The organism is Bradyrhizobium sp. LHD-71 (assembly GCF_031157255.1).
GTDB lineage: Bacteria > Pseudomonadota > Alphaproteobacteria > Rhizobiales > Xanthobacteraceae > P52-10.
On the sequence record NZ_JAVIFX010000003.1, the window covers coordinates 252861 to 278475 of the forward strand.

At 63.9% G+C, this 25615-nt stretch carries 21 protein-coding genes and 1 tRNA gene; 10 read left to right on the forward strand and 12 right to left on the reverse strand.

The features are described from left to right. Positions 1-35: 35 nt before the first annotated feature. The gene (gene gltB / locus RCO31_RS03920; RefSeq protein ID WP_308966918.1) at positions 36-4778 is read right to left on the reverse strand and encodes a glutamate synthase large subunit; all 4743 of its coding nucleotides are present in this window, start codon (positions 4776-4778) and stop codon (positions 36-38) included. A 447-nt stretch (positions 4779-5225) separates the two neighbouring features. Here gltB and RCO31_RS03925 point away from each other — a divergent pair, with 447 nt between their 5' ends. Further along, positions 5226-5951: a hypothetical protein gene (locus RCO31_RS03925; RefSeq protein ID WP_308966919.1), complete on the forward strand. Its 726-nt coding sequence runs from the start codon at positions 5226-5228 to the stop codon at positions 5949-5951. Positions 5952-6023: 72 nt separating this feature from the next. On the opposite strand, the gene RCO31_RS03930 is transcribed toward RCO31_RS03925, so the two are convergent. Then, the gene (locus RCO31_RS03930; protein WP_308966920.1) at positions 6024-6485 is read right to left on the reverse strand and encodes an Hsp20 family protein; all 462 of its coding nucleotides are present in this window, start codon (positions 6483-6485) and stop codon (positions 6024-6026) included. A gap of 193 nt (positions 6486-6678) precedes the next feature. Here RCO31_RS03930 and RCO31_RS03935 point away from each other — a divergent pair, with 193 nt between their 5' ends. Continuing rightward, positions 6679-7626, forward strand: a complete 948-nt coding sequence (locus RCO31_RS03935; RefSeq protein WP_308966921.1) for an alpha/beta hydrolase — start codon at positions 6679-6681, stop codon at positions 7624-7626. Between the two features lie 25 nt (positions 7627-7651). On the opposite strand, the gene RCO31_RS03940 is transcribed toward RCO31_RS03935, so the two are convergent. Next, positions 7652-8422, reverse strand: coding sequence for a sulfite exporter TauE/SafE family protein (locus RCO31_RS03940; protein ID WP_308967058.1), 771 nt, complete (start codon positions 8420-8422; stop codon positions 7652-7654). Positions 8423-8481: 59 nt separating this feature from the next. Between RCO31_RS03940 and RCO31_RS03945 the strand changes: the two genes are divergently transcribed. After that, positions 8482-9372, forward strand: coding sequence for a LysR substrate-binding domain-containing protein (locus tag RCO31_RS03945; protein WP_308966922.1), 891 nt, complete (start codon positions 8482-8484; stop codon positions 9370-9372). A gap of 6 nt (positions 9373-9378) precedes the next feature. Here RCO31_RS03945 and hisN read toward each other — a convergent pair whose 3' ends face one another. Next, the gene (hisN, locus tag RCO31_RS03950) at positions 9379-10161 is read right to left on the reverse strand and encodes a histidinol-phosphatase (RefSeq protein ID WP_308966923.1); all 783 of its coding nucleotides are present in this window, start codon (positions 10159-10161) and stop codon (positions 9379-9381) included. A 444-nt stretch (positions 10162-10605) separates the two neighbouring features. After that, the gene (locus tag RCO31_RS03955; protein ID WP_308966924.1) at positions 10606-11493 is read right to left on the reverse strand and encodes an N-formylglutamate amidohydrolase; all 888 of its coding nucleotides are present in this window, start codon (positions 11491-11493) and stop codon (positions 10606-10608) included. Between the two features lie 183 nt (positions 11494-11676). On the opposite strand from RCO31_RS03955, the gene cpdR reads away from it, so the two are divergent. Both cpdR and RCO31_RS03965 read left to right on the forward strand, forming a co-directional pair. Continuing rightward, positions 11677-12039 (forward strand): cell cycle two-component system response regulator CpdR, encoded by a 363-nt coding sequence (cpdR, locus tag RCO31_RS03960; protein WP_308966925.1) that lies wholly within the window; start codon positions 11677-11679, stop codon positions 12037-12039. Between the two features lie 86 nt (positions 12040-12125). Next, positions 12126-12200 (forward strand) — tRNA-Val (locus RCO31_RS03965). 51 nt (positions 12201-12251) lie between these two features. On the opposite strand, the gene recQ is transcribed toward RCO31_RS03965, so the two are convergent. From recQ to RCO31_RS03985, 4 genes are all read right to left on the reverse strand, one after another. Next, entirely contained in the window at positions 12252-14111 is a 1860-nt protein-coding gene (gene recQ / locus RCO31_RS03970; protein ID WP_308967059.1) for a DNA helicase RecQ, read from the reverse strand. A gap of 112 nt (positions 14112-14223) precedes the next feature. Further along, positions 14224-14739 carry a SitI3 family protein gene (locus RCO31_RS03975; RefSeq protein ID WP_308966926.1) on the reverse strand — a complete coding sequence of 172 codons (516 nt, stop codon included), beginning with the start codon at positions 14737-14739 and terminating at the stop codon, positions 14224-14226. Between the two features lie 12 nt (positions 14740-14751). Further along, positions 14752-16101 (reverse strand): hypothetical protein, encoded by a 1350-nt coding sequence (locus RCO31_RS03980; protein WP_308966927.1) that lies wholly within the window; start codon positions 16099-16101, stop codon positions 14752-14754. A 168-nt stretch (positions 16102-16269) separates the two neighbouring features. Next, entirely contained in the window at positions 16270-16740 is a 471-nt protein-coding gene (locus RCO31_RS03985; RefSeq protein ID WP_308966928.1) for an Lrp/AsnC family transcriptional regulator, read from the reverse strand. 101 nt (positions 16741-16841) lie between these two features. Here RCO31_RS03985 and RCO31_RS03990 point away from each other — a divergent pair, with 101 nt between their 5' ends. Next, the gene (locus RCO31_RS03990) at positions 16842-18041 is read left to right on the forward strand and encodes a diaminopropionate ammonia-lyase (RefSeq protein ID WP_308966929.1); all 1200 of its coding nucleotides are present in this window, start codon (positions 16842-16844) and stop codon (positions 18039-18041) included. Here RCO31_RS03990 and RCO31_RS03995 read toward each other — a convergent pair. Beyond that, on the reverse strand, positions 18038-19072 hold the full coding sequence (locus RCO31_RS03995) for a LysR family transcriptional regulator (protein ID WP_308966930.1): 1035 nt from the start codon (positions 19070-19072) through the stop codon (positions 18038-18040). The two genes, RCO31_RS03990 and RCO31_RS03995, sit on opposite strands and share 4 nt — an antisense overlap. 102 nt (positions 19073-19174) lie before the next feature. On the opposite strand from RCO31_RS03995, the gene RCO31_RS04000 reads away from it, so the two are divergent. The 4 genes from RCO31_RS04000 to RCO31_RS04015 are packed head-to-tail and all read left to right on the forward strand — an operon-like array spanning position 19175 to position 22848. After that, positions 19175-20107, forward strand: a complete 933-nt coding sequence (locus RCO31_RS04000) for a tripartite tricarboxylate transporter substrate binding protein (RefSeq protein WP_308966931.1) — start codon at positions 19175-19177, stop codon at positions 20105-20107. 25 nt (positions 20108-20132) lie between these two features. Next, on the forward strand, positions 20133-20570 hold the full coding sequence (locus RCO31_RS04005; protein WP_308966932.1) for a tripartite tricarboxylate transporter TctB family protein: 438 nt from the start codon (positions 20133-20135) through the stop codon (positions 20568-20570). Positions 20571-20581: 11 nt separating this feature from the next. Next, on the forward strand, positions 20582-22084 hold the full coding sequence (locus RCO31_RS04010; protein ID WP_308966933.1) for a tripartite tricarboxylate transporter permease: 1503 nt from the start codon (positions 20582-20584) through the stop codon (positions 22082-22084). Continuing rightward, positions 22081-22848 carry a 5-oxoprolinase subunit PxpA gene (locus RCO31_RS04015; protein ID WP_308966934.1) on the forward strand — a complete coding sequence of 256 codons (768 nt, stop codon included), beginning with the start codon at positions 22081-22083 and terminating at the stop codon, positions 22846-22848. Before RCO31_RS04010 ends, RCO31_RS04015 begins: the two co-directional genes overlap by 4 nt. A gap of 203 nt (positions 22849-23051) precedes the next feature. Here the strand turns inward: RCO31_RS04015 and RCO31_RS04020 are convergent, their stop codons facing one another. Together RCO31_RS04020 and RCO31_RS04025 are read right to left on the reverse strand one after the other, a co-directional pair. Continuing rightward, a complete protein-coding gene (locus tag RCO31_RS04020) occupies positions 23052-24335 on the reverse strand; it encodes a four-carbon acid sugar kinase family protein (RefSeq protein ID WP_308966935.1) in 1284 nt (427 codons plus the stop codon). Beyond that, entirely contained in the window at positions 24332-25615 is a 1284-nt protein-coding gene (locus RCO31_RS04025; protein WP_308966936.1) for a ribulose-bisphosphate carboxylase large subunit family protein, read from the reverse strand. Before RCO31_RS04025 ends, RCO31_RS04020 begins: the two co-directional genes overlap by 4 nt.

The window sequence follows — 25615 nt, forward strand, 5'->3', positions numbered from 1 at the left end:
CGCGAGGCGCGCCTTGCAGGGGTGACTTGTTTGCGCTACGCGCCGATCGCGATCTTGGGATGCTCCGCTTCCTTGACCTTCAATTCCAGCAATGCGCGCCGGAATTCAACCGGCATCACCTTACGGAATTTCGTCAGCGCGGTTTTCCAGTTGGCGAGAATGTCGGCTGCACGCCTCGAGCCCGTGTACTTCGCATGACGCGAGATCAAAATGTGCAGCCGTTCGACATCGAAGCCTGTGAGGTTGGCGAGCACGTCGACCCGGCCGTGCGCTTCCAGATCGCCGGACTGATGGAACGCACTTTCTGCGACCATCTCTTCCGACAGCAACGGCTCGAGCTCGACCATCGCCATGTTGCAGAGCTTCGGGAAGTCGCCCGCCTCGTCATAAACATAGGCGACGCCGCCGGACATGCCGGCCGCGAAGTTGCGCCCGGTCTTGCCCAGCACGACGACCACGCCGCCGGTCATGTATTCGCAGCAATGATCGCCGGCACCCTCGACCACGGCGACCGCGCCGGAATTGCGCACGGCGAACCGTTCGCCGGCGACGCCGCGGAAATAACACTCGCCGTCGATCGCGCCATACATCACGGTGTTGCCGACGATGATCGACTCTTCCGGAACGATGCCGGAATGAGCCGGCGGCCGGACGATGATCCTGCCGCCCGACAGGCCCTTGCCGACATAGTCGTTGCCTTCACCTTCAAGGTCGAAGGTGACACCACGCGCGAGCCACGCGCCGAACGCCTGTCCGGCCGTGCCGGTCAGCTTCACATGAATGGTATCATCAGGCAGACCGGCATCGCCGTAGATCTTCGCCACGGCGCCCGACAGCATCGCTCCGGCGGAGCGGTCGGTATTGTTGATCACGGCGTCGATCTTCACAGGTGCACCCCGGTCGAGCGCCGGCTGCGCCTTCGCGATCAGCGACCGGTCGAGCACCTTGTCCAGATGATGGTTCTGGCCTTCCGAACGATAGAGCGTCTCGCCCTTCGCCGCCTTCTGCTTGAAGAACAGCTTCGAGAAATCGAGGCCCTTGGCCTTCCAGTGCGCGACCAGCGCATTCTGGTCGAGCATCTGGCTCTGGCCGATCATCTCATTGACGGTCTTGAAGCCCATCGCCGCCATGATCTCGCGCACTTCCTCGGCGACGAAGAAGAAGAAATTGATCACATGCTCGGGCTGGCCGACGAAGCGCTTGCGCAGCAGCGGATCCTGGGTCGCGACGCCGACAGGGCAGGTGTTGAGGTGACACTTGCGCATCATGATGCAGCCGGCGGCGATCAGGGGTGCAGTGGCGAAGCCGAACTCATCGGCGCCGAGCAGGGCGCCGATGACCACGTCGCGGCCGGTGCGGAATCCGCCGTCGACCTGAACGGAAATGCGGCTGCGCAGCCGCTCGCGCACCAGCGTCTGGTGGGTCTCGGCGATGCCGATCTCCCACGGGCTGCCTGCATGCTTGATCGACGTCAGCGGGCTCGCGCCAGTGCCGCCCTCGAAGCCCGAGATCGTGACATGGTCGGCGCGCGCCTTTGCAACGCCCGCGGCGACGGTGCCGACGCCCACTTCCGAGACGAGCTTCACCGACACATCGCCGTCCGGATTGACGTTCTTCAGGTCGTAGATGAGCTGCGCCAGGTCCTCGATCGAGTAGATGTCGTGGTGCGGCGGCGGCGAGATCAGGCCGACGCCGGGGGTCGAGTGGCGGACGCTGGCGATCGTCGAGTCGACCTTGTGGCCGGGCAACTGGCCGCCTTCGCCGGGCTTGGCGCCCTGCGCCATCTTGATCTGCATCATGTCGGAGTTGACGAGATACTCCGTCGTCACGCCGAAACGGCCCGACGCCACCTGCTTGATCGCCGAGCGCATTGAATCGCCGTTCGGCAGCGGCTTGAAGCGGTCGGCTTCCTCACCGCCTTCGCCCGTGTTCGACTTGCCGCCGATGCGGTTCATGGCGATGGCGAGCGTCGTGTGCGCCTCGCGCGAGATCGAGCCGAACGACATGGCGCCGGTGGCGAAGCGCTTGACGATCTCCTTCGCGGGCTCGACCTGGTCGAGCGTGACCGGTTTGCGCTTGTCCTCTTCGGCGCTCTTGATGCGGAACAGGCCGCGGATGGTCAAGAGTCGCTCGGACTGCTCGTTGAGGATCTTCGCATAGGCACGGTAGCGCTCCTGCGAATTGCCGCGCACCGCATGCTGCAGCGTGGCGACCGACTCCGAGGTCCAGGCGTGGTCCTCACCGCGCGTGCGGTAGGCGTATTCGCCGCCGACATCGAGCGCGGTCTTGAAGATCTGCGCATCGCCGAAGGCGTCGGCGTGACGCCGGGTCGTCTCCTCGGCGATCTCGGTGAGACCCACACCCTCGATGCGGGTGTGCGTGCCGGCGAAATACTTCGCAATGAAATCTGCCTTCAGTCCGACGGCATCGAAGATCTGCGCCCCGCAATAGGACTGGTACGTGGAGATGCCCATCTTGGACATCACCTTCAGGATACCCTTGCCGATCGACTTGATGTAGCGCTTGACGATCTCCTTGTCGTCGAGCCTGCCCGGCAGGCGATCCTTCATCGCGATGATGGTCTCGAACGCGAGATAAGGATTGATCGCTTCCGCTCCGTACCCTGCGAGGCAGGCGAAGTGATGGACTTCGCGCGGTTCGCCGGATTCGACCACGAGACCGACCGAGGTGCGAAGTCCGGTGCGGATCAGGTGATGATGCACGGCGGCAGTCGCCAGCAGCGAGGGGATCGGAATACGATCCGAGCCCGCCATCCGGTCGGACAGGATGATGATGTTCACGCCTTCGCGGACTGCAGCCTCGGCGCGTCCGCACAGTTCGTCGAGCACCTGCTCCATGCCCGCGGCGCCGAGGCCGGCATGGAACGTCGTGTCGAGCGTGCGCGAGTTGAAGTGCGAGGTCGAGATTTCCGAGATCGAGCGGATCTTCTCCAAATCGCCATCGGTCAGGATCGGCTGGCGCACTTCGAGCCGCTTGGTGCCGGCGAGACCTTCGAGGTCGAACAGGTTCGGCCGCGGCCCAATGATCGACACGAGGCTCATGACGAGCTCTTCGCGGATCGGATCGATCGGCGGGTTGGTCACCTGGGCGAAATTCTGCTTGAAATAGGTGAACAGCAGCTTCGGCTTGTCCGACAGCGCCGAGATCGGCGTGTCGGTGCCCATCGAGCCGGTGCCTTCCTCGCCGGTCGAGGCCATCGGCGCCAACAGGATATTGATGTCTTCCTGGGTGTAGCCGAACGCTTGCTGCCGATCGAGCAGCGACAGGTTGGAAAGCGGGCCCTTGTTGCTGGTCTCGGGGAGCTCTTCCAGCACGAGCTGGGTGCGATCGAGCCACTCGCGATAAGGATGGCTTTTTGCGAGCTCCGCTTTGATCTCATCGTCGGGAATGAGGCGGCCCTGATCGAGGTCGACCAGCAGCATCTTGCCCGGCTGCAGTCGCCACTTGGTGACGATCTGGTCCTCCGGAATCTTCAGGACGCCCATTTCCGACGCCATCAGGATGCGATCGTCGCGCGTGACGAGATAGCGCGCCGGCCGCAGGCCGTTGCGGTCGAGGGTCGCACCGATCTGACGGCCGTTGGTGAAGGCGATCGCGGCGGGACCGTCCCAGGGCTCCATCAGCGCTGCATGATACTCATAGAAGGAACGGCGCTCCTCATCCATCAGCGGATTTCCGGCCCATGCCTCCGGAATCATCATCATCACCGCGTGCGGGAGCGAGTAGCCGCCCTGCACCAGGAACTCGAGCGCATTGTCGAAGCAGGCGGTGTCGGACTGGCCCTCGTAGGAGATCGGCCACAGTCGGTTGATGTCTTCGCCGTACAGGTCCGACTGCACCGAGGCCTGCCGCGCCGCCATCCAGTTGACGTTGCCACGCAGCGTGTTGATTTCACCGTTGTGGGCGATCATCCGATAGGGATGCGCCAGCGACCAGGTCGGGAAGGTGTTGGTCGAGAAGCGCTGATGCACCAGCGCCAGCGCGCTTTCGAAGTCCTTCTCGCTCAGGTCGGGGTAGTAGGTGCCGAGCTGATCGGCAAGGAACATGCCCTTGTAGACGACCGTGCGGCACGACAGCGACACCGGATAGTATCCGGCGAGGTTGCGGTCGCGGCGCTGGTAGATCGCATTCGAGATCGACTTGCGCAGGATGTAGAGGCGGCGCTCGAAATCGTCCTCGGTCTTGATGCGATCACCACGGCCGATGAACACCTGCATGTTGAAGGGCTCGGTCGGCTTCACGGTCTCGCCGAGCGTTGAATTGTCGGTCGGGACTTCGCGCCAGCCGAGCAGCTTCAGGCCTTCCTTTTTCACCTGCTCGGTGACGATGCTGCGGATCACCTTCCGCCAGGCGGTGTCGCGCGGCATGAACAGCGCGCCGACCGCATATTCGCCAGGCTTCGGCAGCGCGAAACCGAGCTCTTGGGCCTTCCGTGCGAAAAACGCATGCGGGATTTGCACCAGGATGCCGGCGCCGTCGCCGGCACGGGGATCGGCACCGACCGCGCCGCGATGTTCGAGGTTGCACAGCACCGAAAGTGCATCGGCGACGATCTGATGCGAGGCAACGCCCTTGATGTTGGCGATGAAGCCGACGCCGCAGGAGTCCCTTTCCAGTGACGGATCATACAGGCCTTCGGCCTCTGGTCGCAGAAACTGTTCGGGCGCGAAAATCGCGCGATCAACAGGTTTGGTTGCCGGGGCTGCCGACTGTGCATTGGCGACAATTTGATCGCGATCTATCCTGGCCCCGCTCATGTCAAACCTCGCACCCCCGAAACAGTCGGTTGCCAGCCGCACCTTTGGCGCTCCGCGGCACCCTTAAGGCCACCGCTCGCGCCCAAGCGAGCCGAATTCAGAAGATGCAGGCGCCGACGGTTACCGCGTTCGGTAAACGACCTGCCTGCCGCTATGCGTCCGCATCTACAGCCGAATTGCGCTGCAGACGTTATGCCGAGTTAGCCGGCAAATGGGACAGTGATGCTGTCCTAACGCACACACTGCCAAAATTCTGTCTAACACACAAGCGTCTGGAAGTCCTCTAAGCAACGAATTCCCGCCCACAACGTTGCGGCCGCGCAGAAACGAATTTAGGCGGCTCGTGCTCCGTTTCTCGCCCCGGCGCGGCCTAAGCTTGGCCGGAATTGCCCGCGAGTTTCATTCAAATCAAAGCTCACGCAAAGCCGATCGCAGGAGGCGATTTTGATGAAGCAGGGGACAACCGCGCTGATTGCAGCCGCCATCGTGCTGACGGGCACGAGCGCACTGATCGCACAGCCGCTCCCACCCATGGAGGGGCCGCCGGTCTATTACGGCGCGCGCGTCTATTACGGCCGATTGCCGCCGCCGCCGTATGTCTACGCGCCGGACGATCTCGCCGTGCCGCCTTACGAAGTCGCCGCGATCATGCAGTCGCGCGGATTTCGACCTCTGAGCCGGCCGGCGCGACGCGGCGACTTCTACGTCGTTTCGGCGATCCATCCCAATGGCGACGACGGGCGGCTGGTGATCGACGCGTATACGGGCCGAGTCGTGCGGTTCGTTCCGGCATCGGATGCGATCCGCGCCTCGCGCCGCGACGGGATGGAACAAGTCTATCGGGGGCCAACATTCCCGCCGCCGAATGCGCGAGCCGCGGCACCGCCGCCGAGCGCGCGGGGTGTTCCGCGGCCGCCTCGGGCGGTGCCGCAGGTAGCTAACCGCGCTCCGTCGGCAGCGCCGCTCGCGACGCCAAAGCCGCGTCCGCAGAGCGCCCCGCGACAGCCAGAGACGGCACAAGCGCCGCCCGTTCCGGCGCCGGTCGACACCAAGCCGGCAGCCGTATCGCCGGCGCTGGAAAAGCCGGCGGAAAAGAAACCGTCGGACGAGGCTGCATCGAAGCCTGCCGTGCAGCCGACACAGCCGCTGCCGCCGGTGCAGACGATGGAATAACCGCAAAACGAAAAGCGCCCCGGTCGATGACCGGGGCGCAAACGTCTAGAAGGTTGTTTCAGGTCCGAGGCCTCAGGCCGCGACGCTGACCTTCTCCGCGATCGCCTTGCTGTTGATCGGAATGCTGCGGGGCTTTTTCGCCTCCGGGATCTCACGCACGAGGTCGACATGCAGCAGGCCGTTCTCAAGCGAGGCGTCTTTCACCTGGACATGGTCGGCGAGCTGGAACACGCGTTCGAACGCGCGGGCGGCGATGCCACGGTAAAGCACCTCGGACTGGTCCTGGGCGTTCTCGTTGGCGGTCTTCTCGCCCTTGATCGTCAGCGTGTTTTCCTTCGTGACGATCGACAGCTCAGGCTCGGCAAAGCCGGAGACGGCAACGCTGATCCGGTAAGCGTTCTCACCAGTGCGCTCGATGTTGTAGGGCGGATAGCCGGGAGATGAAGATGAATCAGAAACCTGGTCGAGCAGCGAAAACAGCCGGTCGAAGCCGATGGTCGAACGATAGAAGGGGGTCAGATCGAAAGTACGCATGGGTAGTCCTCCATTGAGCGACTAAGATTTAGAGCCCGCCGCTATGGCCGGGCTTTCGTGCGTGCAGCCTAGTGGAGTGGCCTGCACGAGAATGATATGGGGAAAGCGCCTTTTGCGTTCAAGAGGTTCCGGAGTGATTCGGGGCCGATTGCAGGCCCGCCTCCATGATTTCCACCTCCACGCCCCTGGTTTCATGACACTGGTTTCCATCCCCGCAAATCCGGTCCCCGAGAACGCTGTGAGCGGGACGATCAAGACGCCGGATGGAGCCGAGTTGCGGTTCGCCCGCTGGTCGCCGCCAGCGAACCGCAAAGGTACGGTCTGCGTCTTTCAGGGACGTGGCGAGTTCATCGAAAAATACTTCGAGACGGTGCGCGACCTGCGCGCGCGGGGCTTTGCGGTGGCGATGATCGACTGGCGCGGGCAGGGCCTTTCGTCGCGGCGCCTGCGCGATCCGCGCAAAGGCTATGTGAGAGACTTTGCCGACTACGAGACCGACGTCGAGACGTTTATCCGTGACGTCGTAATGCCCGACTGCCCGCCGCCCTTCTACGCGCTTGCCCATTCGATGGGCGGCGCGGTGTTGCTGCGCGTCGCTCACGCGCAGAAGCGCTGGTTCGACCGCATCGTGCTGTCGGCGCCGATGATCGACCTGCCGGGGCGCACCACCGGCCTGCCGGCGCGCATGCTCTTGCGCGCCATGCGCTGGATCGGCCGCGGCGGACAGTATGTGCCAACGGGCACCAGCGAATTGGTCGGCACCGGCGCCTTCGTCGGCAACCCCGTCACCAGTGATCCGGTCCGCTACGCGCGCAATGCAGCGGTGCTAGCGGAGCATCCGGCCCTGGGTCTGGCGGCGCCGTCGATCGCGTGGGCGGACACTGCGTTCCGCGCCATGCACAGATTCAAGCAGACGAAGTATCCGTCGCAGATCCGTCAGCCAGTGCTGATGCTGGCGGCGGGCGCCGACACCATCGTCTCGACTGCGGCGATCGAGGAGTTCGCCTATCACATGCGCGCCGGTTCGCATCTGGTGATTCCCGGCGCCAAGCACGAATTGCTGCAGGAGCAGGACCGCTATCGCGAGCAGTTCTGGGCGGCATTCGACGCGTTCGTGCCCGGCACGCCGCTGTTCAAGTGAACGGCTGATCCGCTGATCGCACTGCTCAGCGCACCAGCGGTGCGGCGATGAGATAGATCCCGAGCAGCAACAAGCCGATGAAGAACCAGCGGCGGAACGTCGCCTGTTCGAGCCGCAGCCGCACCACCTGTCCAATCCACATGCCGGCGAGGGCTGCGACGAGTGCAATGATCGCAGTTGCTGCCAGCGACACGTTCAGGACGCCGGCGCCGATCAGGTTGAACGAGAGCGCAACGGTCGAGATCGTGAAAGACAGGCCGAGCGCCTGCACGAGTTCTTCCTTCTCGAGACCAATTCCCTGCAGGTAGACGATCGCTGGAATCACGAAGACCCCGGTGGCCGCGGTGATCAAACCGGTGAGCAGCCCAACGATCGGACCCAGCCAGGCCTCCTTGTCGTGCGGAACCTTGAAGCGCACGGCGCTCAGGCCAAGCACCGCATAGACGATCAGCGACAGGCCGAGGGCAATGGCGCCGAAGCGTGCATACGGCCCCGTCAGCCAGCCTGCGCCAAGCCAGGTGCCGATGCAGACGCCGGCCAGCATACCAGCGAGCCGTTTGAGGAGCCCGCGCAAGTAAGGACCGCCAACCATCTGCCAGAAGTTCGTAGCGAGCGACGGCACCACCAGCATCGCCGCGGCTTGGCCGGGCGGCATCGCGATTGCGAGCAATCCCATCGAGATCGTCGGCAGCCCGAGGCCGAGCACGCCTTTGACGAGGCCGGCCAGCAGGAATACGGCGGCAATGATGAGCGCGGCAAAGTCCAGCATGGGCCGGACATTGACGGCATGAGCCACCGCGCGCAATCTGGAGCATCCGGAGATTGCCTTCGGGAATGCCGAAGGATTGACGGCAGATGCATTTCGACCTGGTCGACCTGAGGCTGTTCATTGCCGTTGCTGAAGCGCGCAGCATCACCCATGGCGCCACGCGCGTTCATCTGGCGTTGGCGTCGGCAAGCGAGCGCATCAAGGGGCTCGAGGCTGCGCTGGGAATTGCGCTGCTTGAGCGCGGCCGGCGCGGCGTCACGCCCACGGCGGCTGGCGAAAGTCTGCTCGACCACGCGCGGCTGGTCTTGCGGCAGGTCGAGGTGATGCGCGGCGATCTACTCGGCTTCGCGCGCGGGCTGCATGCCAGGGTGAAGATCCTTGCCAACACCTCCGGGCTCTCGGAGCATCTGCCGAAAGCGGTGGCGAGCTTCCTGGCCGAGCATCCGACCATCAGCATCGAAGTCGAAGAGCGCGAAAGCGTCGATATCGCCCAACTGATAGCTTCCGGCGCTGCCGATATAGGCGTTGCGGTCGAGGACATGCTGCCCGCGACAGTGAAGCGATATCCTTTCTGCGACGACAACCTCGTCCTGGTGGTCCCGCGCACGGATGCGCTGGCGCGGCATCGCCGCGTCGCCTTCGCCGACGTCCTCGGCCGGGCCTTCGTCGGCTTGTCGGGGACGAGCGCGTTGCACGATCACGTCGTCAGGCAGGCTGTGCAGCTTGGCGCGCGCCTGCGTTTCCGGGTGCGGATGCGCTCTTTCGATGCAGTCTGCGAGCTGGTTGCCGCCGGCGCCGGGATCGCGGTCATTCCCGAGGCCGCCGCGCGTCGCTGCAGCCGCGGCATGGCGATTCAGCCGATCAGACTGCGGGAGCGCTGGGCGCAGCGGAAGCTCGTCGTGTGCACCCATGATGGCGGGACGATGTCGAAGCCGGCTCAGCAGCTGTTCGAACATTTGCGCCGTGCGGCCCGCTGACCGGGCTCAAGAATTGAGCAGCTTCATCGCTTCTTGGTGGATGCGCGGATCGCCGGCGGCGATGATGTTGCCGCCGCCATGGGCGGGCTTGCCGTCCCATGTCGTGACGATGCCGCCGGCGCCGGCGATGATCGGCACAAGGGCGGCGATGTCATAGGAGTTCAGCCCCGCTTCGATCACCAGGTCCACGTGACCGGCGGCGAGCATGCAGTAGGCGTAGCAATCGCCGCCATAGCGCGACAGCCGCACCTCTTGTTCGACCTGGCCGAACAGTGCGCGCTGTGCCTCGTTCATTAGCAGCGGTGTCGTGGTGTAGAGCGTGGCCTCGCGAAGCGAGGAGCAGCGGCGGACGCTGAGTTTGCGTTCGCCGACGGGGCCGCGATAACGCGCGGAGCCGTTGTCGCCGGTGAAGCGCTCGCGAATGAACGGCTGATGCATCATGCCGAATGCCGGCTCGCCGTGATGCAGAAGTGCGATCAGCGTGCCCCAGACCGGGAAGCCGCCGATGAAGGCCTTGGTGCCGTCGATCGGATCCAGCACCCAGACATACTCGGCGTCTGGACGTTCGCTGCCAAACTCCTCGCCGACGATCCCGTGTTGCGGGAAATGCATCGAGATCAATTTGCGCATGGCGGCTTCAGCCGCGCGATCGGCCTCGGTGACCGGATCGAATTCGTGCCCGGACTTCTTGTTCTCGATTCCAAGTGACGTGCGGAAGAAGGGCAGGATGGTCTCGCCGGACGCGGTGGCCAGCTTTTCGATGAAGGCCGCGAAATCGATGACCGTCACGGATGGGTCCTGTCAGAGGTGCCGGTAAAGCCCGGCCATCGTCCTCCATGGCCGTATAAGAAAGCCTGCGCTGCGGCAACGACGATTGTCAGTCGCAGCCTTTGCCGTTATTTCACCAACGCATGGCCCGCGGCCTCGAGCGTGCGGCGACTTCAGGAATCGAATCGACGGATTCCCCGCCGGTAGAAATTTACGCCTCGTTTCGTGACGATTTCGCCCATCGGAAGGGCGCAATACGGAAGAACCGATATGCGTAAATTGCATAAGTAACGGGTGATTAGGACTTGATTTTTGTGCGTCGCGGTCGCATATTGTTGCGGTGCGGTAGTGCTCTGCACCACCGCTGCCCTCCTTGGGCGTTTCCTCCCTAGACTTGGGCCGCTTGTTTTCACAAGCGGCCCTTTTTTCTTGCACGCCGTTTCTTGGGCTTCCGGTGGCTGAGGCTTACTCGGCCGCCGTCTGGAAAGGTCCAAGATCGGACAGAGGGATAGCTGCGCACGCCTCGGCAAGCGCCGCGAGGTCGGCTGCGACCTTTGCGAAATTCGCGTTACGCTCACGGGTACGCTCGTCCATGTAGATCGCACGGTTGAGCTCGATCTGGATCGCGTGCAGACCGCTGGCCGGATTGCCATAGTGCTCCGTGATGAAGCCGCCTGCATACGGCTTGTTGCGGCCGACGGTGTAACCGAGGCGTTGCATCGTATTCTGGATCACATCGGCGAGCAGCGGGGTGCAACTCGTGCCGTAACGATCACCGATTACAAGGTCGGGCCGGCGCGTCTCATCGCGCGAAACGCCGACCGAAGGCATCGAATGGCAGTCGATCAGGATCGCTGTCCCGAAGTCGTTGTGCACCTTGGCGATCAGCCGCCTGAGCGCGCGATGATAGGGCTTGTAGAGACTCTCGATACGCTGCAGGGCATCCTCGATGGAGAGGCGGTCCGAATAGATCTCCTGTCCGTCGCCGACCACGCGCGGAATGGTGCCGAGACCGCCGGCGACCCGCATCGAGCGGGTGTTGGCGAAGCTCGGCAGGCGGCCGGCAAACATGCGCGGGTCGAGCTCATAGGGCTCGCGGTTCACGTCCACGTAGGAGCGCGGGAAATTCACGTTCACCACCGCAAGGCCCCGGCCGCTCAGGCCCGCAATCAACTCGTCCATGAACGAGTCTTCGGACTTGCGGAGCGCGGCCATGTCGATGCGCGCGGCCATCAGGAATTCGTGCGGGTAAACGGTCCCGCTGTGAGGCGAGTTGAAGATGATCGGTGCCCGCCAGCGCGCGGGCTCGGTGATCTCGAAGGGCGGGGACAGATCGCCCCTGAATTCGTTCATTGCGGCGCGTTCGCTTCCACCAGAAATGCCGGCAAGATCCGGCTGGCTTTCGTCACTTTAGCCAGCCATTGTGGGTCAAACTTAGCACTCCTGCCAAGGGGCACCTAACCTTCACCCGAAATTTACCTAAAATCGGCCTAATAGGCGGCACTCTCCATGACGGCAAATCACCTCGAAGGCCAAATGAACAAGAAAATCCTGCTCGCGGAAGACGATAACGACATGCGACGCTTCCTGGCGAAAGCGCTGGAGAACGCCGGCTTCGAGGTTTCCTCCTTTGACAACGGCCTTTCCGCTTACAAGCGACTGCGGGAGGAACCTTTCGAAATGCTTTTGACCGATATCGTGATGCCGGAAATGGATGGTATCGAGCTCGCCCGCCGCGCTGCCGAGCTCGACCCGGATATCAAGATCATGTTCATCACCGGTTTCGCGGCCGTGGCGCTGAACTCGGATTCGCAGGCGCCAAAGAACGCCAAGGTGCTGTCCAAGCCGGTCCACCTGCGTGAGCTCGTCAGCGAGGTCAACAAGATGCTGGCGGCCTGAGGATTCGGGACACTAGGACCGCATTGCCGTCCTTGCCTGCCCCGGATTCAGTCGTTATAGGACGCGGACCCCAGAAGACCGGTCAAGGGCGCGTAGCTCAGCGGGAGAGCACTACGTTGACATCGTAGGGGTCACAGGTTCGATCCCTGTCGCGCCCACCACGCTTCGCCCTGAGGGGCTACGTGTCAAAGCCAGCCTTCGCCGGCTACCGCTCAGGTGTTTCCGTCAGCGCGCACCAACTGCAGCAGCGCATCGCCATAGCGCTCGAGTTTTTTGTCACCGATCCCGGGCACGGACCGGAGCTGGTCCCGGCTCTTGGGCGATGCCGCAACGATTCCCTCCAGCGTGGCGTCGTGCAGGATGACGTAGGCCGGCACGCCGAGTTCACGCGCCATTCCTGAGCGCCAGTTGCGCAATGCCGTGAGCAAGGCGGAACTTCCGGACCCGCCGGGGGCGCCGCTCGCGGGCACAGCCCTGGCTCGTCTGTTTCGCTTCGTGCTCGCAGATGTCTCCTCGCGCAGCATCACGGTGGTCTCGCCCCTCAGCACGCCGCGTGCCGATTCGGTCAGCTTCAGCCCGCCAAAGGCTTCGCTGTCCGATTGCAGATGGCCGTGCGCGACAAGCTGGCGGATCACCGCGCGCCATTGCCGATCGTTCAGCTCGGTGCCGACGCCGAACACCGAAAGCTTCTCGTGTCCAAGCTGCGTGACGCGCTCGGTCGAACGGCCGAGCAGCACATCGATCAGGTGCATCGCCCCAAAACGCTGTCCCGTCCGATACACGCACGACAGCACCTTCTGCGCCGCCACCGAGCCATCCCAGACGCGAGGCGGCGACGTGCAGTTGTCGCAGTTGCTGCAACTGGGGCCGTCGCAGGCCTCGCCAAAGTAACCGAGCAGCCGCTCGCGTCGGCAGCCCGCTGTCTCACACAATCCTACCAGCGCATCGAGCTTGCCGATCGAGACGCGCTTGAACGCGTCCGATCCGGTCGACTCGTCGATCATGCGCCGCTGCTGCACGATGTCGGACAGGCCATAGGTCATCCACGCGTTGGAGGGTTTTCCGTCGCGACCCGCGCGGCCCGTTTCCTGGTAGTAGGCCTCGATGCTTTTCGGCAGATCGAGATGCGCGACAAAACGCACGTCGGGCTTGTCGATACCCATGCCGAACGCGATGGTCGCGACGATGACGATGCCGTCTTCGTTGAGGAAGCGATCCTGGTGGCGGGCGCGCAAGCTTGCGTCCATGCCGGCATGATAGCTGAGCGCGGGGATGCCGGCTTTGACGAGCGCAGCGACGGTGTCCTCGACCTTGGCGCGGGACAGGCAATAGACGATGCCGGCGTCGCCGGCGTGCCGCTCGGCGATGAACTCCTGGAGCTGCGCCTTGGCGTTCCGCTTCTCGACGATCTCATAGCGGATGTTCGGACGATCGAAGCTTGCGATGAAGCACGGAGCGTCGTCCAGCCCGAGGCGCGTTGCGATTTCTTTGCGGGTGAGATCGTCCGCGGTGGCGGTCAGTGCGATCCTGGGCACGTCCGGAAACTGCTCTGCCAGCACCGACAGCCCGATATACTCGGGACGAAAATCGTGCCCCCATTGCGAGACGCAATGCGCCTCGTCGATCGCAAACAGGGCCAATCGGGTCCGCTTCAACAGGCTGAGGCAGCGCTGCGTCAGCAGCCGCTCAGGTGCGACATAAAGCAGGTCCAGGTGGCCTGCGAGCAGACGCTGCTCGACAGCCTGAGCTTCCTCCCACGACAGCGTCGAGTTCAGGACTGCCGCCTTCACGCCTGCATCGAGCAGCCCGGCAACCTGATCGCGCATCAGCGCAATCAGCGGCGAGACGACGATGCCGCAGCCCCGGCGCAGCAGCGAGGGCAACTGGTAGCAAAGCGACTTGCCGCCGCCGGTCGGCATCAGCACCATACAGCTGCCGCCGCCGGCGACGTGACTGATGATCGCCTCCTGCTCGCCGCGGAACGCGGGCAGACCGAACACGGAGTTCAGGAGCGAGATGGCGGTGGGAGCAATGCGACCTGCGTCGTCACTCGAGCCCGGTTCGAGCTGTATCGTCACTGGTCTCACTCGCTGGCGCCGTTCGGGGAGCTTGCTGATTCGAAGGAGCTCACTTTAGGATATCGAGGCAGCCGTGACGATTGGCGCCGGGACGGAGGAGACAGCTTCAGGAGGGGGCTTTGCCTGCTGTCTTTCGCCAGGGCTGAAGCGGCTCGAAGGTATAAGGAAGATCGATCAAAGCGAGGTAGGGCTGGCGCGACGCGTCCCAAAGCTGGCCGTCCTTCGCGTATTCCTGGGCGAGCACCAATCGCCCGTCCTTGCGTAGCAGCGCTTCCTTGTCGGAATAAGCCTCCAGCAGCGCATCTCCTGGAAAGGCTTTCAGCAACGCCACGACGGATGAGATCACGTCGACGTCAAATCTGTCGGAGATCGCGGTGTTGTGACAACGAAAAGAAATGGAACGCGTCGGTCTCACATCAAAGCTCAGCACCCTCGCCCTCGGCCCGCCCGGCCACTGCGGGTCGGGAAGCTCAGTGATGCTCAGAAGTGTTGCCTCGTTCTCTGCCTGCTTGATGTGCTTCCAATCCTCCAAGTCCTCGAAGCGGCCGAGCTGCATGACCACGTCCTTCACCGCAGCGGTGTCAGCTTCGGTGTCCATGTAGAAGTCGTGCTCAATCGCCATCGCCGTCTACCTTTAAGGAAAGGCGCGCCCGAGGCCCTGATCGGTGAGGGTGATCACCTCCTTCAGCCCGGGAATGGGGGTGGCGCGTATCGCCGCCCGCACGTCCGCCTCGATCACCGAGGTGCCGCGGAGGTCGACGACCACGCGATCGGTCTGGTTGTATCTGACCACCTTTTTGGCGATTCCATCCCTTACGCTGCGCACGTCATCTTTCTCCGGCGTGTAGATGTCGAACACCCGACCTTCGACCAGCAGATCAGGCTTAGCTCTTTCCCGCAAGCCGAGCGCCCGCATCCGCTCGGTCGTGAGAATCGGGTTTTCGCCTGCTGCCGGCTGTTCAATCACCCTATAACCCTGGGCCGCGAGCCTGTCGGCGACCTCCTGCTCGGATGCGATCTGGGCCTTATCGTCGGGGGTCGCCCCCTTGCGGTTGACCCGTCGCGTGCCGGTTGGAGCCGCTCCGATCTCGCCAGTGGGACGAGTCAAACCGGGGTCGCCTCTGTTTTCCAAGATCAACGGCCCAGGCTCGACCGGTGTCGAGTCAGGAACGGTCGGTAGCGGTGGTGCGACTGTGCGGCCCGGGAGCTGCGGGAGCGGTTCGGCCACCGGCAGCTCTTCGCCGCTGGGCAACGGCTCCGCTACCGGAAACTCTTCGCGGTTGGGCAACGGCTCCGCCGGCGGGATCAAGCCCGGCGCTGGCGGGATCGGCGGCGCAGCGGAGCGCTCGGCGCCCTCCCGCATGGCGCGCTCCTGCGCATCGTCCGGGATCGATCCGAAGTTGAAGACCTCCGAAGCAAGGCCCGCGACGAGCGCCGGCGTTCCCACGAACCGCGCGACCCATGGCAGGCCGCGGGCCAGGGCCTGCTGCGCGGTGGCCAGAGATGCGGAGGACATTTCCGGCGCGGCTGCCGTCGCGGCGACGCCGAGGGCGGCCGCTTCGGGTCGAAGCTCCGAAGCCGGCGATCCCGTGTTGCTTGATCCGGCTGATGGTGCTGCAGACGCCGGCGCTGTTGCAGACGCGGCTGGCGGTGGGATGAACAGCTCTGGTTCCGCCGGCGCGATAATGGGCGGCGGCGCTGGCAGCGGCAGCGGGACCGTCGGTACGGGCGGCGGTCCCATCACTCTCATCCGCTCGATCGTCGCATCGATCTGTTGCGACAGGCCGTTCACCGCCGCATTGATCTGCGCGTTGGTAGCTTGGAAGCCCGCAATGGGGTCGCCAAAGGAGCCATCGCCCGGCAACGAGGCGCTCGGCAACGGGTCGTCCGGAGTGACCTCTATCGGGTCAAGCTGAACTGGGTCGACCTCAATTGGGGGGAGCTCGACCATAACCGCCGAACCAATGCCGCCGATGCCGTCCATGGATTTGCTCCTCAGATCGCTCGTACCCTCCTTGGGCGCTGTCGCCCCACGATCTGAAGGTCCTCCCGACGCCTGACGAGAACCTGTCAGGTGGAGGGCGTGATCATCAAGCTTCTCGCTCTCGGTGGAGTGCGGCTCTCAGGCGCAAAGTTGGTTATCGAGATCAGATCAAGGCAGAGGAACCGACAAGCCCACCTTGACGCGATCCATTGCGATCAGGGTGCGGAAACGTTTGACGTTGTTGTTGCCGAAGAAAAGTTGTCGCGTGAGCGCCTCGTAGGCCGCCATGTTCGGAACAAGCATGACCAGCATGAAATCGAATTCGCCGGTGACGTAGTAGCATTGCTGCACCTCGGGCGCGGCGGAGAAGGCGCGTTTGGCGGCATCGACTTCATCGGCGCGTTCGCTCTCCATCTCGACTTCAACGAGGATCGTGATGGCGTGTCCGAGCTTCACGGGATCGACGACAGCGACATTGGCTTGAATGACGCCGGCCTGCTCCATGCGCTTGACGCGCCGTTGCACCGCCGGCGCGGAGAGATTGATCGATTCACCGATGACCCGCTGGGGCGTCGTGTTGTCCCTTTGGACCACTGCGAGGATCGCGAGGTCGAATCGATCGAGGCCGGCATTTGCCATGGCTCACCTGCGTAAGAAACAAACTTGCATTCGATGCCCGGATATTCAGCGCTTCTTTCGCTTACGTTGCAATATTGTTGCGACTGGCAGGAGAGACCGTCATGTTCATCAGCAATACGCATCCCGACTACAACACGCCCCTTGAGGCCGCCGATGTCGAAACCCTTGGGCCTGTTGCCACAGATCGGGTCGAGCGCGTGCTGGCCCGGCGCGAGAACCACACGCCGACTCCGTTGCACGCGCTTCCGGCCCTGGCTCGCGAGCTTGGCCTCGGCGCGATCCAGGTGAAGGACGAAAGCGTCAGGTTGGGGCTCGGCAGTTTCAAGGCGCTGGGTGGCGCCTATGCGGTGATCGTTCTGGTGCTGCAGGAGGCGGCAAAGCGGCTGAGCCGACCGGTGGATGTCGCCGAGCTTCACACGCCAGACGTTCGCAGCATTGCGGCCGGCATGACCTTCGCCTGCGCGACAGATGGCAATCACGGCCGCTCGGTGGCGCAGGGAACCAAATTCGTCGGTGCGAAATCCGTCATTTTTGTCCACTCGGGCGTGAGCGAGGAGCGCATCGCGGCCATCGCGCAGTTCGGCGCAGAGATGGTTCGCGTCGACGGAAACTATGACGACTCAGTTGTAGAAGCCGCACGTGTCGCGACCGACAAGGGCTGGGAGATCGTGTCGGACACCTCCTGGCCCGGCTATGAACGCATCCCAGGCCTGGTGATGCAGGGCTATACCGTGATGGTGCGCGAAGCGCTCGCGCAGATGGGCCGGCCGCCGACACATGTTTTCGTGCAGTCGGGCGTCGGCGGCGTCGCCGCCGCCGTGGCGGGTCACCTCGCTGTTCTGCTTGGCAACGAGCGGCCGATTTTCATTGTCGTCGACCCGGCTCGGGCGGCCTGCCTTTACGAATCCGCAAAAGCGAACAAGCCCGTGAAGATCGCCCATGGCGAGCCGACGGTAATGGCGATGCTGGAGTGCTACGAGCCATCACTCGTCGCCTGGCGCATCCTGAGTCACGTCGCCGACGGATTCATGATCGTGGATGAAGAAGACGCCATAGCCGTCATGCGCAGGCTCGCAAGGCCTGCCGGACGCGATCCCGCCATCGTTGCCGGCGAAAGCGGCGGTGTTGGCCTCGCGGGATTGATCAAGGCCTGCAAGACTCGCGAGTTGTGCGACAAGCTGGGTCTCGGGACGGCGGCTCGGGTGTGGGTGATCAATACTGAAGGCGCGACAGACGCTGCGCGATACCAGGCGCTTGTCGGTCTTTCGCCGGCGGAGGTTTTGGCGCGGCGCGCTCGCTAATCGCCGGGCAGCCGCCGCTCGCGATTGGTGCGCAACGTCAGCTTGCTTCCTTTGCGGGCTTGTCGGGAATGACGTCGACCCGTGTTGTTTTGCCTTTTGCCGGCGCGTGTGGGGTGATCGGCGCCGCTCCTGCGCCATAGGCCGGACGTCGAGCGGGCCGAATCCTGCAAGCACGCGACAAAAGCAGACAGCGAAGCAGGACGATGTCGTTCGAGATTCCAGATCGCCGAGACGGGCCGGTGAATAGGCTTGCCGGCGAGTGTCACCGGAACGGGTGGCGTCGAGCGAATGCCATTCGCGGCCGAAGACGACAGGATCGCGAGGCCGTGTCCTGCCTCGACCATGGCGACAAGCGCGTGCGGACTGTCGCTCTCAAGCACGATGCGCGGGCGGATGCCCGCCTTGCGGCAGGCCTGATCGAACATGTCGCGGGTCATGAAACCTCGCCGCAGCAGCAGGAAGGGCATGTCGCGCAACGTTTCGATCGGCAATGCAGACGCACTCGCGCGTCGATCTCCCGGCGGGAGATAGGCGAGCAGCTCGGCGCTGAACAGAGGTGCGCTGCCGAATGCGTTCGGATCCTCTGAGCCGGCGATGGCGACGTGCACGGCGCCGCGCTCGACCATCTCGATCAACTCGCGGTTGGCGCCTTCGAGGAGCGCCACCTCGATGAAGGGATGGTCCACCCGGAAGGCCTTCAGCGCCGGCGCGATCAGTGCGGCGATGGTCTGCGGGGTCGATCCGATCCGCAGATGTCCGATCCGTCCGCGTGCGAGGTCGTCCACCCGCAACGACAGCGTCTCGGCCTGCTCGACAAGGCCGGCGGCGCGCGGAAGCATCTCCTCGCCCTCGGCTGTCAGCACCAGTCGCTTGCCGACCCGGTCGAACAGCCGCAAGCCGATCTCATCCTCAAAGGCCTGGATCTGCCGAGACAACGCCGACTGGCTGATGTTCAACGCCTCGGCGGCCCGCGAGACATTCATCAATTCGGCGACGGTCACGAAGAAACGCAGCTGACGGAGGTCTCGCATCTTAATGCGCCATTTGCATATACGAATGCCTTATATTTGCATTGGATACACGAACGCCTCGCGTCCACAATGGGTTTGCCGGCCTAATAGGGGAAAATTGCCATGCTGAAGAAAACGGCGCTGTTGGGCGCAGCCCTTCTTGCTCTCACGTCCACCGCCCATGCCGCGTGGCCCGAAAAGCCGATCACGATCACCGTCGGGTTTGCCGCCGGCGGCACCACCGATGTGGTCGCGCGGGCCGTTGCCGATGTTGTTTCCAAGAAACTTGGCCAACCGGTCATCATAGAGAATAAGCCGGGTGCAGGCGGTGCCGTCGCCGTCACGACGCTCAAGTCGATGCCGGCAGACGGATACAATCTCGTCGCGACCACCTCGACGACCATCACGCTCGATCCGCAAATGACCCAACTCGCATTCGGCGTTTCGGATTTCACCTATATCGCCGCAACGGGGGAGTTTCCCGAAGCTTTCATCGCCAAGCCGGAAAGCGGGTGGAAGACGCTCGCCGATGCGTTCAAGGCGATTAAGGCGTCGGGCGGCAAGTCGACCTATTCATCGAGCACCTCACTGGACCGCATAGTAACCGCGGCACTCGGCAAGAAGGTGGGCATTTCACTTGTCCCGGTGCCGACACGCAGCGGCGCCGAAGTGGTGACCCAGGTGCTCGGCGGGCACACTCAGCTCGGCTATTCCTCCGGCGCATATTATCCGCAGGCGAAGGAGGGCAAGCTCGCCGTCCTCGCCGTGCTTGGAGAACAGCGTCTGAAGGGTCTGCCGGACGCGCCGACGCTGAAGGAGCTCGGCTATGGCCTGTCGAGCGTCAATGTCGTGCTGTTCGTTGCACCGAAGAACCTGCCGGCCGAGGTCGCGAAGACGCTGACCGATGCGTTTGCTGCGGCGAACGCGGACCCGGCGATCGTTTCATTGATGGAAAATCGCAGTCTCAACGCCTTCACCGAAACGGGAGCGGCGTTGCAGAAGACGATGGTGAGCCAGAGCGAGGCGTTCAAGCAGCTCATTGAAGCGGCCAAGTAGCGGCGCGCCCTGCAGGAGGATCACGATGACCGACGGACAGGCCAGCGCTGCACATCGCTCCCGCGCCTCGCAGCTCATCGAGGCGGTTGTGCTGGCCGGCGCCTGCCTTCTGGCGTTCGTCTGGCTCATTCCGGCTCAGACGAGTGAAGGTGGGATCGGTCTTTCGCCGGCGTTCCTGCCGAAGCTCTGCGCGGCTGCCGCAGGGCTTCTGATCGCCGCCGACGGCGTTCTGCGGTTTGTCCGGCAGGCGCCCCAGCCGCGCTATGCGGAAGGCTGGGGGGCTTTCCTCCGCCTTGGCATCGCCGCGTGCCTTGGAACGGTTGCGCTTCGATTTGGAGGCATCGTCCCGGCCGTTGCGGTCTGTTGCATTGCGACCGCGCTGGCGCTCGGCGAAAGGCGGCTGCCGTACGTTCTGCTGCCCGCGCTGGCATGCGCTGCGGCGTTCTGGCTCGTCTTTCGCTAGGGGCGTACCGCATGGAGCAACTGCTGCTCGGGCTTGGCGATGCGCTCGCGCCGAAGGCCGTTCTGTTCGTCTTCCTCGGTGTGCTGCTCGGTTATGTGATCGGAGTCCTTCCCGGTCTCAATCGCCCCGCCGCGCTCGCGATTGCGATACCGCTCAGCTACTACATGACGCCGCTGACCGCCGTCGCCTTCCTCATCGGCATCGCCAAGGCGAGTGGGGCCGGTGGAGCGACCACCGCGGTCCTGATCAATGTGCCGGGAGAGCCGAACGCCGTCGTGACGTGTCTCGACGGTTATCCGCTCGCAAGAAAAGGCAAGGCAAAGCTGGCGCTGCAAACCGCGCTGTACGGCTCGGTGATCGGCGACGTCATCGGCACCCTCGCGCTGATCGTATTGGCGCGGCCGCTCGCACATTTCGCGCTTGGCATCGGGCCGGTCGAAATGACTGCGTTGATGCTGCTCGCCCTGACATTCATCGCCGCGCTCGCCGGAGCATCGCTGTTGCGTGGCTTGGCTGCAGGGATTCTGGGTGTTTTCGTCGCGACCATCGGCCTCGACATTGAAAGCGGCACGCCGCGCATGACGTTCGGTTATACCGAACTGATGGATGGCATTCCGCTTCTTGCCGTGACGATCGGGATGCTCGCCTTGTCGGAAATGGTCATCCAGGCGGAAGAGCTTTTCTCGCGCGCGCCGACCGACACGGTCATGGTGCGGACCGGCGCGAAGGACGAAAGCTTCGGTTGGCAGACGCTGCGCCGGCTATATCCGACGTTCCTCAGTTCGAGCATCGTCGGCACCGCGATCGGACTCATTCCGGGCCTCGGTCCAAGCGTCGCCTCCTTCGCCTCCTATGGTCTCGCCAAGCATTTCGCGCGGCCCGGCGAGGAGTTCGGCAAAGGCGAACTGAAGGGGGTTGCCGCCGCCGAAACGGCAGACAATGCCGTGGTGCCGGCGAGCTTCGTGCCGCTGTTCGCGCTCGGGCTGCCGGGTTCGGTGTCGGCGGCGATCCTGATCGGCGCGTTGACGATCCACGGTCTGACGCCGGGGCCGCGGCTGTTCGATGAGCACCCGCGTCTCATTTACGGCATTTTCGGCACGATGATCGTCGCGGCGATCCTCATGCTGATTGTCGGGCGCATCGGGCTCGTAGCTTTCGCGAAGCTGACCCGCGTGCCGGCGACCGTCATCATTCCGGTTGTCGTCATGCTCTGCATCGTCGGGTCCTACCTCGAAACCCGTTCGGTCTTCGCCGTGGTCCTGATGATTGGCTTTGCCGCGCTCGGTTATCTGATGCATCGGTTCGACTATTCGCGCGTGACGTTTCTCATCGGCTTTGTCATCGGTCCGCAATTCGAGCTCTCGCTGCGACAGTCGCTGATCCTGACCGATCGGGATCCTGCAGCGCTTCTCGCTCATCCTTTCGCCATCGCAATTCTGGCCGTCGCGCTCGTAGTGAGCGTCCTGGTCATACGCGCGCGAAGTGTTCCCCGTTTCGAAGGAGACAATGCATGAAGGTCAATATCAACGCCGACATCGGCGAGAGCTACGGCAAGTTCGTCATGGGCAATGACGACGAGCTGATGACGATGATCGGTTCGGCAAACATCGCCTGCGGCATGCATGCGGGTGACCCGACGATCATGGTCCGGACGGTGCGGCTAGCTCTTGATAATCAGGTCTCGATCGGCGCTCATCCGGGGTTCAACGATCTCTGGGGCTTCGGCAGGCGGCAGATCCGCATGCGCCCGCTCGATCTCGAATATCTCGTCACCTATCAGATCGGGGCGCTGCAGGCGCTCGCAGGGTCGCAGGGGGCGAAAGTCACGCACGTCAAGCCGCACGGTGCGCTCAATAATATGGCGCATGACGACATCGACTACGCGCTTGCGATCGGGCGCGGCATCAAGGCCGCCGATCCGGACCTCATCTATGTCGCCAATGCCGGCTCCCGCATGACCGAGGCCGGCGCCCAGCTCGACCTTCGCGTCGCCAACGAGGCCTATGTCGATCGCCGCTACGACGACACCGGCAAGATGCTCTCGCGCGAAAGAGGCAATGCCATGATCGTCGATCCCGAGATGGCGGCGAAGCAGGTGATCGGCATCGTCGAACAGGGCGCGATCACGAGTGTCACGGGACGGAAGATCCCGGCGAACGTCCATACGCTTTGCATCCATGGCGATGAACCGACCGCTGTCCCGGTCATGCGTGCTGTCCGCGCAGGACTGGCGAAAGCAGGCATCGAGATCGTTCCGCTGCCGGCGATGTTCAACTAGTGTCCCGAATCCGAAGTTCGCCGTACTTTGCAGCGAGCTCGGAGCGAACTTCCGATTCGATCAGGACACTAGCAAGTTTGTGATTCTAGTGTCGTTTATGGATCAGAAATTCGCACGTTGGACTCGCGGCAACGATGGCGCGAATTTCTGATCCACGACACTAGGAGACCGCAGGTTTCACGCGAGCTTGTCGCCAGGGTTCGTCACAATCCGAAAAAGTTCGGCGGACCGATCTGTCCGCCTTTCAGCACGATATCGAGACCGTCGAGGCGCGGTTCGTCGCTGTGGATGCGGCAGAGTGGTGCGCCCGGCACCATCGGTGCGCGGTAGGACAATCCCCAGACGTCGAGGGCTGCGATGGCGTGGCTGGAGGTGTCGCCGCCTGCGACGATGATGCGCGACACCGTGGCGTCGGACAGAATCGCGCGGAGCAGCTTGCCGGTGGCAAGCGCAAGGTGTTCGGCCTGCTTCGGCTGGTGCCGCGCAGGCTCGGTCAGCAGCATGACATTCCGGCCTGAGAGCAGGCGGAGCGACTGCCGACACGTCGCGTCCGCGTAGGCGGCGTCATTCAGCAACCGGGCGGGATCGACTTCGACGCGTGCATAGTCTGACGCCGCATCCACCTGGGCCCGCGTGATGGGCGAAAGACTGCCCACGAGCGCGAGGGTCGGTCCCTCGTGCCGCGCTGGCGTTGCGGTGGGAGCGAGATGCCGTTCGTGCAGCGACAGTGCGGCCAGGGCGTGCGCAACAGAACTCGGGCCGACCGCCAGCATCGGTCCCGCTCTCAGACGACCCGCAATGAGGCGGCCGATGATCGGAAGGTCTTCCGCGTCCGCGACATCGAGCAGCACGGCGTCCGGTCTGCTGGCGAGACATGCGTCCAGCAGCGCGTTCGCCTGGCTCGTGGCGTAAGCGCGATAATCCACCAGGGCGAGGCGGGCGAGTCCCTGCGCGGCCAGATGCTTGCGCAGGTCGGCTTCCCCCATCGGGGTCACCGGGTGGACGCTCATGGTCGGATGGCGATCGATGCGGTAAACGTCGCCGCCCGTTCCCGCTGCGGCGAACAGCGTTCCGAACAGGCAGTAGCGGCCAAGATTGGGTTGTCCACCAACGATCGGGACGAAGGCGTTCGGGAAGTAGGGTGCGAGCGTTTTGACGGCGGCGCCGATGCTTCCGACATGGGCTGCGCTGTCGAAAGTCGAGCAGCACTTGTAGTGCAGGAGCTCCAGCTGTTGCCCGGCGAAGAAGCGGCCTGCCGCGTCGAGGTGGGGCGTTGCCGCGGCCGGCGGCATTGATCGCGTCGCGCCGGCGATGCCGATGGCGTCGAGCGGGCCGGCAGCGGCAAGCTGTCTGGGCGTCGGTTCGCGCAGGAACAGCAGCGCCCGATAGCCGCGCTCGGCCCAGGTGGCGAGGGTATCGGTTGCCCCGGTGAAATCGTCACCGTACCAGCCGTAGCGTGGCCGGCTGCACTCCGTGGCGATGATCATTTGGAGGTCCCGAAGAAGTCGAGAGCCTGCCGCAACTCTGCCTGCGACTGCGCAGCGATATTCAACGGGATGTCCGCGGTCACCGCGTCCCAGGCCTGGCGGATGCTGGTGACGCCCGCCGCCGGTCCTCCGGGATGCGCCATGATGCCGCCGCCAGAGAGGAACAGCACGTCCGTATGGCCGACCGCATCGAACGTCGCGTGTGCCGTGCCGGCCCACTGACCTGATGAGAAAGCCGGCAGCACGCGGTCGTCAAAGCCGCCGGTCAGTGGCGTAACGCAATCGCGCGCCGACGAGGCGACCTCTTCGTCGTCCTGCGCGAATTTTCCCTGGACGCCGTGCACATGCATATGGTCGACGCCGGCGAGACGCCAGAGTGTCTGGTAGGCCTGAAACGAAATGCCGAGCAGCGGATGGCGCGAGAAGGCGCCAAAGCCGTTGCGATGGCCATGCAGCACCAGATCGGTCGAGCGTCGCAATGTCTCGACGGCAGAGAAGCCGCACCAGTTCAGGCTCACCATTGCGCACGTGCCGTGCTCGCGTGCGATGGCGTCTGCGTGGCGCCGCATGGCATCTGTCTCGTCGGTGATGTTGAAGGCGACCATTACCGCCTTGCCGGTCGCGTCCTGATGTCGGCGCACCGCCGCCATCACGGCCGGTATGCGCTCCGCCAGCGGCGCATGTGCCGGATCGGCGCACACTTCGTCGTCCTTGATGAAATCGAGCCCGGCAGCGCATAGCCGCGCAACCAGCGCGGCCGTATCGTTGGAGCTCAATCCGACATTCGGCTTGATAATGGAGCCGACGAGCGGACCTTGGGCGACGCCAGTCAGCTTGCGCGTGCCGACGATGCCGTGTGCAGGCCGCGCAAACCGACGGCGAAACTCAAAAGGAAGCGTGATGGTATCTAATCGAAGCCCGGTCACTTCGCCGAGATCGTAGAGGTTGCCGGCGACAACGGCGGCGAGCGTCGCCAGGTTGACGCCGACATTCTCGATCGGAAACGAGATGGTGACGCGCGCACGCCGGTAGGGACCGGACGTGCGTCTGCGCGCCAGCCACGCGTTCGGCAGGCTTGGCGCAGGCGACGGCACCAGTTCCTCGATCGCGGTGACAGTAGCCCTCGCGCGTTCGCGCAGCAGGTCAGTCTCGCCTTCGACGCGCGCGAAGGTGCCGCACGACTGTTCGCCGGCCATGATGTCGGCGACCTTGACGAGATCGAGCGGCGTCTCGATCAGGTAGGTCGCGTTGAACCGGTCGGGCGGCGGGCTGAAATGCAT